Origin of the sequence: Blautia sp. OF09-25XD (assembly GCF_003482095.1) — a bacterium.
GTDB lineage: Bacteria > Bacillota > Clostridia > Lachnospirales > Lachnospiraceae > Fusicatenibacter > Fusicatenibacter saccharivorans.
Window position 1 is genome coordinate 135615 of sequence record NZ_QUMG01000003.1, and the last position, 14618, is coordinate 150232.

11 protein-coding genes and 1 pseudogene are annotated in these 14618 nt (G+C 40.9%); 4 read left to right on the forward strand and 8 right to left on the reverse strand.

What is annotated here, in order from left to right:
* The first annotated feature begins 62 nt into the window (after positions 1-62).
* Entirely contained in the window at positions 63-1583 is a 1521-nt protein-coding gene (locus DXA93_RS17730) for a diguanylate cyclase (protein ID WP_158583261.1), read from the forward strand.
* Here DXA93_RS17730 and DXA93_RS03855 read toward each other — a convergent pair.
* The 5 genes and pseudogenes from DXA93_RS03855 to wecB form a co-directional block, all read right to left on the reverse strand.
* Complete coding sequence (locus tag DXA93_RS03855) at positions 1487-2662, reverse strand: glycosyltransferase (RefSeq protein WP_117760761.1); 1176 nt, start codon at positions 2660-2662, stop codon at positions 1487-1489. The genes DXA93_RS17730 and DXA93_RS03855 overlap by 97 nt on opposite strands.
* Before the next feature lie 31 nt (positions 2663-2693).
* Entirely contained in the window at positions 2694-3539 is an 846-nt protein-coding gene (locus DXA93_RS03860; protein WP_022461471.1) for a LicD family protein, read from the reverse strand.
* A 27-nt stretch (positions 3540-3566) separates the two neighbouring features.
* Positions 3567-4256, reverse strand: a complete 690-nt coding sequence (locus DXA93_RS20825; RefSeq protein ID WP_158554966.1) for a response regulator — start codon at positions 4254-4256, stop codon at positions 3567-3569.
* Positions 4256-5194 (reverse strand): hypothetical protein, encoded by a 939-nt coding sequence (locus tag DXA93_RS03870; RefSeq protein WP_147326095.1) that lies wholly within the window; start codon positions 5192-5194, stop codon positions 4256-4258. The genes DXA93_RS20825 and DXA93_RS03870 overlap by 1 nt, the downstream gene beginning before the upstream one ends.
* A 214-nt stretch (positions 5195-5408) precedes the next feature.
* Positions 5409-6026, reverse strand: a pseudogene (gene wecB, locus DXA93_RS03875) (non-hydrolyzing UDP-N-acetylglucosamine 2-epimerase); the annotation flags it as partial.
* A 329-nt stretch (positions 6027-6355) separates the two neighbouring features.
* Between wecB and DXA93_RS03885 the strand changes: the two are divergent.
* Positions 6356-7054, forward strand: coding sequence for an endonuclease/exonuclease/phosphatase family protein (locus tag DXA93_RS03885; RefSeq protein ID WP_119207753.1), 699 nt, complete (start codon positions 6356-6358; stop codon positions 7052-7054).
* Between the two features lie 570 nt (positions 7055-7624).
* On the opposite strand, the gene DXA93_RS03890 is transcribed toward DXA93_RS03885, so the two are convergent.
* From DXA93_RS03890 to DXA93_RS03900, 3 genes are read right to left on the reverse strand one after another with little or no spacing between them, the layout of a single operon-like run.
* On the reverse strand, positions 7625-8653 hold the full coding sequence (locus DXA93_RS03890) for a hypothetical protein (protein WP_119207754.1): 1029 nt from the start codon (positions 8651-8653) through the stop codon (positions 7625-7627).
* Positions 8647-12123 (reverse strand): RNA dependent RNA polymerase, encoded by a 3477-nt coding sequence (locus tag DXA93_RS03895; protein WP_055228072.1) that lies wholly within the window; start codon positions 12121-12123, stop codon positions 8647-8649. The genes DXA93_RS03890 and DXA93_RS03895 overlap by 7 nt, the downstream gene beginning before the upstream one ends.
* 33 nt (positions 12124-12156) lie before the next feature.
* Positions 12157-13170: a hypothetical protein gene (locus DXA93_RS03900; RefSeq protein ID WP_055228071.1), complete on the reverse strand. Its 1014-nt coding sequence runs from the start codon at positions 13168-13170 to the stop codon at positions 12157-12159.
* 550 nt (positions 13171-13720) lie between these two features.
* Here DXA93_RS03900 and DXA93_RS03905 point away from each other — a divergent pair.
* Together DXA93_RS03905 and DXA93_RS03910 are read left to right on the forward strand one after the other, a co-directional pair.
* Positions 13721-14017, forward strand: a complete 297-nt coding sequence (locus DXA93_RS03905; RefSeq protein WP_055228070.1) for a hypothetical protein — start codon at positions 13721-13723, stop codon at positions 14015-14017.
* Between the two features lie 109 nt (positions 14018-14126).
* On the forward strand, positions 14127-14615 hold the full coding sequence (locus DXA93_RS03910) for an HAD domain-containing protein (RefSeq protein ID WP_055220061.1): 489 nt from the start codon (positions 14127-14129) through the stop codon (positions 14613-14615).
* Positions 14616-14618: the final 3 nt, after the last annotated feature.

The window sequence follows — 14618 nt, forward strand, 5'->3', positions numbered from 1 at the left end:
TGCTGATTTTCCTGATGCTTCAGTATGAAAGTTTTCACACCATTTTTTCAGCGCCGGAAAGCATGGAGAAACAACTGAAAAACTGTATCCGTGGAAAAATCCCAAAAGTTGATGCAGTCAGGGATCTTCTTTCCCGGATTGATCCAAAAGAAATCGAGGAAATTCACGCGCAGACGATTGATGTTCTGAAACGCAACCGCGTATTTCGGGAAGGAACCATAGGCGGATATGTTGCGGCAGGTATTGATGGGATGGAATTATTCAGCAGTACAAAAAAGTCCTGTACAGACTGCCTGAGCCGGAAGAACGGGACGGGGAAGACAAAATACTTTCATCGAAGTGTGGTATGTATGACGGTAGGAAAATCGCCGCATGTGATCTTTGGGCAGGAAATGCTGAAACCCAGAGATGGTTCAGAAAAAGATGAAGGGGAACTGACAGGAGCGAAAAGGCTCATCCGGCATTTAAAGAAAAGGCATGGTCATTTCGCAGATGTGATTGTGGCGGATGCGCTGTACCTGAATGCCCCGTTTATCAATACTTTGAAAGAATGCGGTTTAGAAACGGTAATCCGTCTGAAAGATGAAAGAAGGCTTCTGTTTCAGGATGCGGAAAGCATGTTTCAGCGGGACGAGGGGAGAAAAAGGAGCTTCAGGAAGGAAAAAAAGAGTATTGAAGTCTGGGATCTTTCCGGATTTGAGATAGACCTGGACGATATCTTAAGCGGACTGAAATACGAGGATGGCCACTACGATCTCGTGAGTCTTTCCGACAAGGATTATCAGAAAAAACTGGATGTCCAGATTGCCTGCTGGGATAAACTGAAAAATGAAATTCAGAAGGTCGGATCCGGAGAAAACGGAACGGCGGGTCTGGTAGACATGAGAGAGACGTATTTCCAGATGGCAGATGAAACGGTTGCCGCAGTCAAAGTTTCCCGTGCCAACCGCCAGCTGGAACAGAAAGCCTACATCGACCTTCACACGGGACTGCCGAACAAGAGCAAGTGCGAAGAGCTGTTCCACAATGTGGAATTCATCAAAACTCCTACCGCCTGTATCGTCTTTGACATGAACAACCTGAAACGCGTCAACGACAGCCTCGGCCACTCCATTGGCGACCAGCTGATTCTGAACTTTGCCCGGCTGCTGCGAAACTCGATTCCCGCGAAGCATTTCGTAGGAAGATACGGCGGCGATGAATTATGGCGGTCATCTATGATGCAACCCGCGAAAGCATCACAGAAATCCTCACAGAGCTTCAGAACGAAGTCGAACAGTTCAACAGCTACGGAACCCAGTTCCGCATCAGCTATTCCCACCGCTTGGCACTTTCCACCGATTACAACGAATGTACGCTCCGCATGCTGTTTGACAAAGCAGATAAGTATATGTATGAAAACAAGCAGGGACGCCAGGACTAAAGAAACGCCGGAACCGGAAATATCTTATCGCCGGTTCTGGCGTTTTTTCTTGCTGTTTCTCTTTTATTTTTTTGCAAACGCTTCTATCTGCGCATATCCCGCTGAAAAATCAATGGGTTCCTCCCGCAGCTTCTTTCTGACCGCATCGCGTCCTTCCTGATCTGCCAGCACTTTCTGGATTTTATCGGCAAACTGCATCACATCCAGCGGACAGAGATATCCGTTTTCCCCATCTCGGATCTGCTCGCGCATGGACGGAATATCGGAAGCGATGATGACCTTCTGCAGGCTTCTCGCCTCTACAATCGTAATCGGATAGCCTTCGTGACGGGACGGCTGGAGATACAGGTCGCAGGATTTTACGTACGGCGCAGGATTTTCGCGCATTCCGAGAAAAATAATTTCCTGCTCCACCTGATATTCCTTTGCCATGGTCCGCAGCTTGTTCAGATCTCTTCCATCACCGATGATGAACCATTTGAAGCGAAGTCCCCGTTTTTTCAGCTCCGCCGTAATCTGCACCGCAATATCATATCCTTTTTCTTCCGAAGCTCTTCCCACCGTCAGAAATTTCAGCTCTCCTGTGTACTGCGGATCGCTAAGCGGCTCCTCACTCCGTCTCTGCACCTGTTTGATGTCAATGAAATTCAGCAGAACCTCTGTCCGGTCCGCGAGTTCCGGAAAACGGGCAATGACCTGTTTTCGGACAGGCTCGGAAACACAGTAAATTTTATCATACTCCGGAATAAAGTCCCTGGTCCGGAACAGCCACCAGAGATTTTCTCCGTGGAACCAGACCGCTTTTTTCCGCGCATTCGTCTTTCTGGCTCCGAATGCGGTTGTGAACGCACCGAATCCGAAAAAGTCGAAAACAAGATCGTATTGTTTTGTTTCCGGCTCCACACACTCCAGAATCCGTTCATACAGTTTTCCATACCGTTTCTTTCCATACACGACGCGCATCAGAAATACGCCCATTCCTCTGGCATAGAAAGACCGTTCTGCCGGTGTCTCCCGTTTTCCCACAATCCGTTCCAAAGCCGGATGCGGCTTTTTATTCCAGATCATCTGGCGCACTTCCACTTCCTTCGGAATCCGCTCCAGCAGAACGCCTCTTTTTTCGACCAGAAGAAGCGTTACATCTTCTTTTTTCTCCACCAGTTTCTGCAGCAGCGCTGCCATGGCAACTTCCGTTCCGCCCATGTCCATGGTACGTCCCAGCACCAGTATTTTACTCATTGCTTACCTCTCATCTGCTTTTTTCTCTGTTCTAACGCCAGTAGGCATCTCCCACATGCGCAGGATGACGCTGATCCTCCGGCGGAAGCTGATGGTAATCGCCGTACAGGGTGTGAAGATACGTCTCGTATCCCGCCGGGGCATTGATCAGATGGCCTTCAAACGGAAGGCGCACGATCTCTTCGATCGCTGTTTTGGGAATCGCGTCCGACTTGCGGTAACCGCCGCACTGGCAGGCCACCCACTTTGAGTCCTCCGCGCGGTACTTTCTGCACTCTTTTTCCATCTCGCGCAGAATCCGCTCTTTTCCATAGCATTTCCGGATCGCCCATTTGCACCATTTTGCGAAGCTTCCTTTGTTTCCTTTTAAGGTCTGGCGGTAGGTGCGGAATGCATTCATCCGCTGGCTTTCCAGAAACAGCAGCTTTTTCCAGTGACGGTCGTACTCCGGTGTATCTTTTTCCGGCAGTCCGTCAAACGGGAAAATGTCGACGAAAAGACCGGTATCCACAGCTCCTGCCACGTGCTCCACAAGACTCGTTCCGGTGTGTACCAGCTTTCCGTATGCCAGTGTGAAACCCTTTGTATTATGAAAATTCATGACGCGGTACGGTGTATCCGTTTCGCTGTTTACAATCTGTTCCAGTTTTTCATAATCCGCTCTCGGCATCCAGACATCCACATCATCATCCCACGGAATGAACCCCTGATGCCGGATCAGCCCGAGCAGCGTTCCATCTGCTGCAAAATAGATCAGGTGATGTTTCCGGCAGACTTCATCCAGATACAGTAATATTCCAAGCGCAATCTCCTGTTTTTCTTTTAATTCTGTAATTTTACGCATAACGGCATTGCCTTTCTGTTTTGTTTTTCCCATCCATTATAAACACTCTGCCGGATTTTTTCAATTTAAAGTTCCTGCCGCTCCGGCGCCCGTCTGAAGATTCCACACTGTTTTTATCAGTACCTTCATATCCACCGGTTTTACTATGTGTGCGTTCATGCCCGCATTGAAGGCATTCTGCACATCTTCTGAAAATGCGTTGGCTGTCATCGCAAGAATCGGGATTTTCTTTGCCAGCGGGTGGCTGCTGTTCCGGAATTTCGTCACAAAGAGAACCGATGCCAGGATCAGAAGCAGAATTACTGCCAGAATCCTCAGCTCCTCGACAGCGGTATCCTCGAACATCTTCGTTCCGTTGCTGTCCACCACATACGTCGTGCTCTGGTTGCTGAATGCACTGCTTCTGAAATACGGTGCCATCTCCTCCATCGAACGGATCAGAATAAAGTGTGTGATGATACTGCCGTCGACCACCAGCTGGCTCTGCAGTTTTCTGGCAAATACCATCTGGTTTTCATTGGTGATCCAGTCCGATGTCAGAAAGCTTTTGATATCCGCATCCTGCAGATCTTTAGATCTGTACCACACGCCCTGCAGACCCTCATCGGAATAATAGTATCCTTCCTGGTTCACGGCAATAAACTGGAGGTTTTCATGCGTGGAGCTTAATTCTTCCTCACGTTTTTTCAGAAATTCACACAACCGGCGTTTTACTTGATTACAATCAGATTCGGGTTCTTTGGGCTTCATCAACATCCGCAAACTGCATATTGCAAATATGCTGTTTTTATTTTTCTTTCATATAATCCATACAATTTCTCGCATTCCATGCATATCCATCCTGCTTCGCCTGTATATAGCGGATATTTTCGTTTCTTACAATATTCTGTTTCATAATTTCCTACTAATTCCACAAGGTTATTGATATCCCTCATCTGCGCAGCAGCCATTCCTGTCATTGCCCACAAAAAGCCAGTTCTTTTTTTATTCAGTTTCTGCCACTGAAACCTTTCCGTAAACTGATCATATAATACCTTTTGCTTTTTCTTCTCTTTTACCGGAAATTCATAAATCAGCGGATAAATCTGAGCAACACCATCCGGATAAAATTCTGTCTGATGATACCGATCACTGTTTCCGATAATTCTCCATCTTTGATTCGCATCATCCCAGAATATCTTTTCTATCTGTTTCTGTATCTTTTTACGAATTTCACTGATCGCCTGCGTATCTTCCAGTCCTGCAAGTTCCAATTCGTACAGGCCTTTCCACACTTCCAGATTATCCATCAGATAAACTGTTGTGTTTTCTTCTGAAACCTGTGTAATTCCATCCTGCATCAGGCTTTGAATCTTTTTTAATGCAAGGCTGATTCCATTTTTCCAGGATTCCGGCAGGTCTGTACTTTCTGTCTTTTCCAGATATTTTCCCATAAGAAAAAGGTACATACCAAGATATCCGTCTTCGGAATCAGCCTTTTCTTTATAAATAAGTTCCCCACCCTCTTTCCTGTAGATTCCCATTTTTCCATCTGTTTCCAGCAAAACCCCAGTATGCCAGTCCAGATACCTGCCAACAGCTTTTTGCTCTGTTTCAGTCATGGGGCAATTCTTTGTTTCTGCCAGAAGCCCCAGTGCAGCCATACATGCAAAGTATGGATTAACATCTCCGGCTTTACTTCCATTCATATAGATTTCGCCTTCAGGGCCCTGATTCTCAAGGATCCACTTTTTTTCTCTGGTCAGGACGGTTTCCAGCCATTCCTGCCGGACAGATATTTCTTTTCTCAGGTTCTGATAATAAGCAAACATAAACACAATGCACACAGTTATGCAAAATATAATAAGTCCCATCACATTCTTTCGATGTTTCACTTTTCTTTTGCATTGGCTCTGCTTATGCTTATGCATCTATATCCTCCAGGATTTTTCTGATTTTGATACTTGCAGTCCCATCACCATAAGGGTTTCTAGCCTCACTCATTTTTCTGTATGTCTCCGGCTCTGTAAGAAGCCGCCTGCATTCTCTGTAAATATCCTCCATCTTCGTGCCTACAAGCTTTAAGGTTCCTGCTTCCACACCTTCCGGACGCTCTGTTGTATCCCGCATGACCAGTACCGGTTTTCCCAGTGCAGGAGCTTCTTCCTGAATTCCGCCGCTGTCTGTCATGATCAGATAACTGGCTTTCATCAGGTTATGGAATTCCACCACATCCAGTGGTTCGATCAGGTGTATTCTCTCGCATCCACCAAATTCCTCATCTGCGATCTTCCTGACCTGCGGATTCAAATGTACAGGATAAATAACCTTCACATCTGTAAATTCTTCCACGATCCTGCGTATAGCCCGGAACATATCACGCATGGGCTCTCCCAGATTCTCCCTTCTGTGTGCTGTTACAGCAATCAGTCTGCTGCCTTTTGCCCATTCTGTTTCCGGATGATAAAAATCACTTCGCACCGTATAGTGCAAAGCATCAATTCCTGTATTTCCTGTGATAAAGATCCGCTCTGGATCTTTCTTGGGCAGATGTGGAAACAGGAAAAACAACTAAACATATCATTGTGCAAAATATAAAATAACAAGATTTGAAATTTCTTATATTCTGTACTAATTTGCACTTCTTCATCTTTCTCCCACCCTCCGGGCTACAGTTGCTTGCTTGCTTGCTTGCTTGCTTGCTTGCTTGCTTGCTTGCTTGCTTGCTTTTGAAACTGTAAATATTATTATGAAGAGCCGTATGCGGCAAAGCCGCACGTACGGTTCTGTGAGGGGCTTACATTGTGAGGTGTAAGTCTACTCGATTATCGAGCGATTAGTAAAAAAACTTAAATTTTGTGGAGGCTTATATGGAAATAAAATATTTAGAGTGGAACTTGCATGCAATGGGTGGAATAGGATATGAAATTCCATCATTTGTTAGTAAGTGTATTAATTCTGTAGATATATTTGCTTTAGTTGAATTTTGCGCATCAAATGGTTGGGAAGAATTTAAACATGATCTGGAGAAAGAGTTTGATCTATATTGTTCTCCATTTGTTTCAAAAGGATATAATCAAGTTTGTATCGGTGTGCGTAGAAATTTAATGTACAAATTAATTGCAGTTAAGACTGTAGATGTCTGCGATGTTAATCGTCCTGAATTTTTACAGGTTGATATTGAGATTGAAAATAAGAAATTAAGTATTATTGGTACTCGAATTAAAACAAAAAGTGACACAAAGTTAATTCAATATAATTATTTAAAAAGCTGCTTTAATAATATAGATAGATTTTTGTGTTTAGGGGATTTCAACTGTGTTCATAATACATTATCCGAATATTTTTCATCAGTTGCTGAGGTATATGGTCCAAGGATAGTTAATGATTACCATAGTTTTGTATTTAAGGATGGCGATAGAGTTGGCTTAGACTGGCTTGTAGAAAAAGGTTTAGATTCTGTATACAACGGATATCAAGATGTAAAATGTAGTCCCATTGCTACATATGATTGGAGTTTCTTACGGAAGAAAATGGATATTTGGGAAAAACGGAAAATGATTATTTAGGAATTAAAGGTTTGCCAGACCATGCTATGCTAAAAGGAATGGTTAAAATTTAAGTGTTCTTAGAAACGAAATTCTCAGCTTATATATATCTTTCAAAAGGTATATGCTAGAGAAAGCGACAGGAGGTATCTGAATAAAAGTACATAAATATTTGTCAATTAGTGTGTTGATTACAATGCTTGGAATTTTTTATGTGAACTTCTTGAAATATTAACTCTCGTTTCGACATGTTCTTGATTTAAGCCAGTTGTAGCATACTTTAAAAGGAATTTTATGAGAGTTAATTAACTCTCGAATTTGCTATTGTTTTTTGTTGAAAATGTAGGGAATATGATATTTCTGCATATCGAGAGTTAATTTTATAGGAAATTCACATTTTACAGGTTATAAGTGATCAAAAGAAAGCCACAAATTATAGTCTACTCAGTAAAGCTTACGAACGCTTGATTTTTATTTATTAGGAAGTACGTGAAATAAATGATGAGTCATAACATAACGTTGTTTCATCAGCGGCGGTTTTATACATAGGTAATAATTGGGAGGGTGGCGGTAAATCCGCCATCTTCCCAATTATTGGTTCCAACATCTCAAACTCTTGCTCCCATGCCCCATATCCTGAAGAATCCAATATTTAGACGTATCAACATCACAAGCCTGTGATGGATCAATCAGGTGAAAGTCAAAATAGGAGAGAAATGCCTGGTTGACAGAAAATTTGATAAAGTTCCATTGACTTTCTCGGCTGTAAGCTTCCATAATTTGTTCCTTCGTTTCCAGCCCCCATACGCAGCGTGGGAAATACCAGATGCTTCGCGCCCCTTTCGCATCATCAATACCATACCAGTTGAGGAGCTGACCTCTATAGAGCAGTACAAATGTTTGACCTTTGGGATGGTATTTTTGACTTAAGAGATACGCGGCTATATTTTTGAGTAAGCGTTCACGTGTTTTTTCGTACAGCGTGTGTATTTTACCATCATTGCCAGCCTTCAGACTGTATAAATAAGAAAAACGTTCTTTTTTATTTTTCACAGGAGCGCCGGAAGGATCTTTCCGAAAGACCAAATACTGTTCTTTTAATGACCCACGATTGAGTGCCTGGGCAATTACGGAATTCAATGTTATTTGATTTTCCCGATAATCGTTGACGGACAAAGTTTCGGTCCATTTGGTCTCCAGGTTCTTCCAAAGAGTTTCTTTTTCCTTCTCGTTTTTCTCACAATGTGCCATCCAATATTTTTTAAACCATCCGTCTGCCTCACGAAAATAGTCTGTCCCATTCGAAGCTTGTCGGCGGTAACTGGGAGCGGGATTACGTTCCGGAGAATTCGCATGCTCAAAATGGAAGCCAAGCCAGCGTTGTAAAAAGAGTTTTGTATCATTCAAAAGTTCAGGGCGAACAAATCCATCTGAATAAATTTCATCTTCACGGTAAGTGTCAAAAATATATCCTCTTGCAAGTACAACCAGAATCTGTTCAATTCCATATAAACCGCAGTCCGTACTGAAATTTCCAGTAAGTAATTTAGGCTGAATTCTTGGCGAGCTTGATTCGGGATTTGTTATATATGCTTCGAATTCCGCTTTTTCATTCAACATGTAGTATCACTTCCTTTCAAATGAGAATCGATATCTTCCCACACAAATGCATCCCAGAAGAAATTCCGGTTTTCAGAGCTTGTTCTTGTGAGCTTATGCAATGTGGTAATAAGCTGTCCCATATCGACAGATGAATGGTCAATCAGTTCTTCCAGTTCGCGGAGACAAATACGGTAGATCTTGCGTTGTGCATTTGCATCATTATTTACGTAAAAATTACGGGCAGCGTTGTCCAGGTGTCTGATGAAGTCCGAATTTGAAGCCACATAGGAAGAAATGGGCGGAAGTTCTTCCTTAGGAGCCTTTTTTGCCTTTCTTTTCTCTTCTGACTTTTCCATTTGCTTTATCGCTTTTTCTTTTAGAACATCAAAAGGGGCATCCTGTGTTGGCACCTTTATACAGGAAAGAATTAACCATAACGTTTTGTATCCCTGCTGATAAAAATGGAACAGCAGTTCTCGCTCCGTTTCATCAAGGGAAGCTTCTTTGAATCCATTTCCAATGATGTACTCCAATGCCTTTCCACGATGATCAGAAGGCTGAAGAAGCCATTGCTCATGAAGAAGACGTGTGCGCATGTCCTGAATGGAATTGCTTTCCGTAATATGCTCTTGTATTTTACTTTTTAAGGCTGGAACCGTAATTCTTTGAAGCTGAATCGCAGTTTCTTCATCATAAATTTGAAACAAATTTCTCAGAAGATTTTCCGGTGCATAGAAAACCTCTTTTTTTTCTTCTCTTATAATAGGAAGAAGAGAATGGATGTAAAAGAAATGCGTGGATAAAATCTCACGGCATTGCGTTTCAAAAATTTTGATCGCTGCACTATTTTTAGCAGATGTTTTTTTCGGCGCAAGGAACAACTTTAAGGTATTATCGCGGACTTTTTCTTTCGCTTTGTATTTTTCCAATTCATCTCTAAAACGGCCAGGCAATTTGTTAATACAGGTTCCATAATCTGGAACAGAAAAAGTTGCGTTTGTCCGACAATCCTTTGCGGAAATCGTGAACTTCTCTTCGTTGGAAGATTTACTGTTTTTGACAGTCAAATTGCTGAAATAATAATTTTCTTCTGAGCGCAACTGTTTCCATTTTTTCAAAAACGTCAGATAGGAATTCTGATGCGTTTGCTCCTTTAGAATGGGATCTAAATTAGGGTGCTTTCCATTTTTGGCTGCATCAATTTCCAAACCGGTCAATAAGGTACAATGTTCACACGAAGGAGGAACAGGAGTTGATGAAGCATTTGGCTTTGTCACAAGTACCTGGTTCGTGGAATTTGATGATGAATTTAACGGCTTGCCATACTCGGTCTGCCCAATGGAAATGGATGCATTGGAAATCAGTCCGATCCGGTTGGAAAAGGTATTTTTGATATGTTCGAATGGAACATGTGCCTTTAATTCAACAGCAGGAGAATCCAAAGCAGGAATTGTGATAATGGGAAGAATACGGTATGGATACGTTTCTGTATCGTAGCATCCAGATGCAACTGCGTTTACAACATCCTGATCAAATATAACGTTAACCAAATCGCCGTCAAAATCAGCGCCGCCTAAACATAAAGGAGCAACGGAACCTCGTGGAACCATAACAATACCAGTTAATTTACCGAAATATTTTTGATAAACTTTAAGATGCTTTTTAAAGGAATTATAATTTACATGTCCTATTTTTGTGTAATGCGCTTCATCGGTATTTGTAAAACGCCGCATAATAAACTGTTCATTTCTTGAAAGATGTGGGCTTCTGAAAAAGGCATAATAGGAAAGATAATCCCATTTTTTGTCTAACTGTTGATTTGAAGTCATAGGAAGATAGAACCGATCAAATAAATAGTATGTGAAAAAGCCGCCCATATCGGTCTCTTTTTCCAGCAGGCTTACAAGCAATGGCAGCAGATCCCGGCACAAATACCGTGTTTGGCCTTCTACAAGCAGTTTTCCGCTCACCAGTTTTGTTAAAAGCCCTTTTTGAATGTTCTGCAATTGCGATTTTATATAGATATCATTTGCAAGAGCAGGATTCTTAAAGAGAGCCTTTTTCCATACCGGCGATTCAGTGTCAGTAAAAATATTTTCTAATTCATCCGTGTCGTTTGCCTCATCGTCACTGACCATGTTTTCAGTATCCAGCAGGCCATCACAACTTTTTAAATAATTAATGGGATTTTTAATAAAGGAGCAATGGCTGTTTAAAATATGCTCAAATTGTGTTTCAGAAAAATCAAGGGTATTAATCATCTGATAGCTTAAATGCGTATATTTTGACTGTCCATAAGGTAAATTAGTACCCGAAATATATAATGCATGGTCGTATTTTTTTAATGCATTGCAATAAAATTCCATCGGATCAATGGTTTTACCCTCTTTTTTTGCAGCTTCACAATACTGCTTTAACCAGCTATATGCTTTAAACATACTTTTGGTAACAAAAACATGGGCTTTATACAGGTCACGTTTAAATCCAAAGGCATCAGTATACAAGTTTGTGTGTGAATCGTTATCGCTGTTATGTTCCCTTAAAAATGCGTGAACATCAACCTCATGAAGCATTCCTTTTATAAAGGGGAGCCTTATTTGAAAAGAGGTTGCGTCGGATGTTCCAAGAGAAGTATTGACATAACATGAATAGGTTGGAGTGATAAAGCCAGAACCATCGAAAGGAGTATCTACATAGAAAAACTCTTCCGTTTTCGGTTTTAAAAATTGGTAATCTATTGTTTCATCTGAATTCGTTGTTTTTTCTGCTGTTAATAAGGGGACATTCCGCTGATAATTATATCCAGTCGCTGGTTTGTTTTCACGTTTACCAGAGGCTATCCGTTCGTCCTGCACAACTACAAATGTCTCAGGAGTAAGACGTAATTCTTCAGAATCAATTCTTTTGGAAGAAGACAGATACAATCCCCGGTAGGCATAATATTTACTTTCTGTTATTTTGATTTTATTTCCGAAAAAATCAATTCCTAAATTGAGGCGGAGATTTAATTCATCGTAAAGAGTTTCATCAATGAACGAAATCCTGCTGTGGCGGGTCATGTTTCCACTCTTATCAAATGCAGACATATGGACAGCTTTGTCAGAATCTGGAAAATAAAGATCAAACCCATGCTCGATCAGATCCCGCGCATCTTTCTGAAGAAATTCCTGATCTTTCAGTTTCCATTTGGGATCGGAAGATTTGTCAAAGGAAAGAAAGATATCCTGAAAATCAACGATAAGGAATTTATCATATAAAGTTTTCTCCGTGACCTGAAAGGAAGAGCCCTGTCTTTTCTTCAGAACTTCATAAATTTGATGAAAAAGAGGACAATCCTCTCGCGTGATTTCCTGTGTGACCACGTAGCTGTGAACGGGGTCGGAAAAATCCAGTTTGAAACATTGATTGTTTTCAGTGGGCTTTTTGGGAAAATAATCAAAAAGAGCCTTGGCGTTGAGGGTTATGATTATTTGCTTGGTATTTGTCATATATTATCTCCCACAATTGAGAATTTTGTAATTTCAATTAATAGTGACGGTTGGATCTTGACGCCAGTCAATCTTGGCAAGTGCATCAATTAATTTATTCCATTCGGTGGATGCAACTTCGGAGTTAGGGTATTTGTCAGTGAAATCAGCAATTTCAGCGACATCAATTTCAAAAGCTAAATTTTCAAAAACAAAACTTTTGTCATGCAATAGTTTTTTCCTTAACTCAATAAGATTTAGATTGTTCGATTCATCAGAATAGTTCAATTTTGTTATTTTGAAATATTTCCATATTAGTCCATTTGTATAAAGAACCTGGCCATACCATAATAATTCGCCTATTATTTCTGAAATATCAGGATCAAACGGCAACAATGAATTATCTTGTTTTTTTAAGATAAATGTATTGAGTCTTGGTTTAATGAAAATGTTTTTTTTATCTTTAAAATCCTTATCATCATAAAAGTTATCTAAGAGTTTAGAAAGAGTTCCAGCAGGATCTTTTAATTGTTCGTATTTTGTTATAGAACGTAGATAACATACATTTTCTGGGGTGGGTAGTATATCGACTACGAAGGCAACGGGATTAATCGTTGTCTTTAATTCTTTTAAAATAACATTCTTGGCATCACGGTTAAATTTTATTTGTACAAAGTTGCTAATAATAGAATATGTTCCAGAGTCTAAATCACTCAATTTTGAATCGGATTTTTTGCATTCAACACAGCCATAAATATAAGGAAGTTGTTCATTAGTGCTTTTTGAATCTTCGGATTTAATTGCTGTGGCATCAAATTTGTTTCCCAAAATTGCTATATCTGGAAACGCTAGGCTAATATTATCATTTTTTTTACCACCCAAAAGTTTCCTTCCTGGAAGTGCTTTGGTGTTTGAGGCCTTAGCAATTAATTGAATAGATACATCTTTATGTTTAGTCATTTGTAATAGCATATATATCCAAGGATACAAGGCTTCTTCTTGGGCATATTGCTTATTCATTAACTGCAATTGCCTAAGATAATCTTTTAACGTAAGTTTAATCTTCATGTTAATCTCCATTCTGCCAAGTTAAGATGGCTAATCAGATTTCTGACATAATTAGTATTGTGAGCAAGGCCTTCTTAGTGATAAGAGGAATATGCCATTGCTCAGTTTTAGTTTTGAAAGTTGCAAAGTCTTTTTATTACAGGAACATCTATAAAAATAATACCCCCGGAAAAGTAATATTACAAGACGACAATCAAAATTTGTCGAATATTTTTCGGGAAAATAAGAACTTGTCGAATTTGAGCCTGCATGCATTCTGATCGTGCGTGTTAGGAATGTCTGAATTCCACTATTTCTATTTAATGTACTGCGCAATGGAGTATTATTTTGAAAATCTTACAGGAAAGAGAGGTGCATGAAAATGATTGTCGACAGTAGAAAAATAGAATAGAAACAAAGACAATAGAATACAGCCAGTGTACTGTCTTTCCAATGTGAAAAAGAAGAAAAAAACAATACAAGACAATAAAAACAATACCCCCGGAATTTTGTCAGAGGATTTGATGCTGACTACTTTTCGGGAAAAATAAAAAAATGGAGGACATCCAACATGTTAAATTCTAAGTTATTTGAAAATCCAGAATATGAAGAACTGCAGTTAAATCTGAATGTGTATTTAAGGGCACAGCGATATGCAGATGAATACGAGTGCCCGAATTGCGGCTTCAAAGGCGGTCTGGTCGTGAGTCAATCTGATTGCGACAAATATGAATGCCTGAACTGCGGTCATCAAGGCAGCTTCGATCAGGAAATTGCTGATCGAAATGATGTGGAGAGCGAGTGGTTGTCATCGTACACAGAAGAAGAGCGAGAAGAAGTATACGATAAGGACTGCAGTGAATGGTAATAAAAACACCAGATAATAAAACAATAAAAACAACACCCCCGGAAAAGCAGTCGGATAGATTTGATCTATTCGGCTGCTTTTTTGCAAGGGTAGGGAAAGGAGAACACAAATGGGCAAAAAACATAAAAACTTTGTAGTATTTCTGGATGTCGATGGCGTCCTGAATACCAGGACCACCGTCCAGCAAACCCCAAAAGGATATCAGGGAATTGACGATGCGCGCGTGGAGGTTCTGGCAAAGACAATCAGCAAGTTTGGCGGAGCGGATATCGTTCTGTCATCTGACTGGAAGGAACTAGAACCCACAGATGAAGATTACAGATATCTGGTTTCCAAGCTCGCCCGATATGGCCTGATTATATCGGGACACACGCAGGACAGGATGTACAAAAGAGGTGCCGGAATTGCAGCATACCTGGAAGAACATCCAGAGATCAAAGAATATGTGATTCTGGATGATTGCAGATTTGATTTCCAGAGTTATCCAAAACTTTGGGAGCGGCTGCTGCTTACCGAGGGGATAGAGCATGCTCGGTTCGCAGCCGGAACGCCGGCTGTGGAGACGATGGTATTTTTGGATTATGTAAAATTATTTTAACCA

Excerpts from the sequence above, each read along its gene's own strand:
- DXA93_RS17730 (WP_158583261.1), top strand. The coding sequence starts at position 63 with ATGGAGAAACAACTGAAAAACTGTATCCGTGGAAAAATCCCAAAAGTT.
- DXA93_RS03855 (WP_117760761.1), bottom strand. The coding sequence starts at position 2,662 with ATGAGTAAAATACTGGTGCTGGGACGTACCATGGACATGGGCGGAACG.
- DXA93_RS03860 (WP_022461471.1), bottom strand. The coding sequence starts at position 3,539 with ATGGGAAAAACAAAACAGAAAGGCAATGCCGTTATGCGTAAAATTACA.
- DXA93_RS20825 (WP_158554966.1), bottom strand. The coding sequence starts at position 4,256 with ATGAAGCCCAAAGAACCCGAATCTGATTGTAATCAAGTAAAACGCCGG.
- DXA93_RS03870 (WP_147326095.1), bottom strand. The coding sequence starts at position 5,194 with ATGAATGGAAGTAAAGCCGGAGATGTTAATCCATACTTTGCATGTATG.
- DXA93_RS03885 (WP_119207753.1), top strand. The coding sequence starts at position 6,356 with ATGGAAATAAAATATTTAGAGTGGAACTTGCATGCAATGGGTGGAATA.
- DXA93_RS03890 (WP_119207754.1), bottom strand. The coding sequence starts at position 8,653 with ATGTTGAATGAAAAAGCGGAATTCGAAGCATATATAACAAATCCCGAA.
- DXA93_RS03895 (WP_055228072.1), bottom strand. The coding sequence starts at position 12,123 with ATGACAAATACCAAGCAAATAATCATAACCCTCAACGCCAAGGCTCTT.
- DXA93_RS03900 (WP_055228071.1), bottom strand. The coding sequence starts at position 13,170 with ATGAAGATTAAACTTACGTTAAAAGATTATCTTAGGCAATTGCAGTTA.
- DXA93_RS03905 (WP_055228070.1), top strand. The coding sequence starts at position 13,721 with ATGTTAAATTCTAAGTTATTTGAAAATCCAGAATATGAAGAACTGCAG.
- DXA93_RS03910 (WP_055220061.1), top strand. The coding sequence starts at position 14,127 with ATGGGCAAAAAACATAAAAACTTTGTAGTATTTCTGGATGTCGATGGC.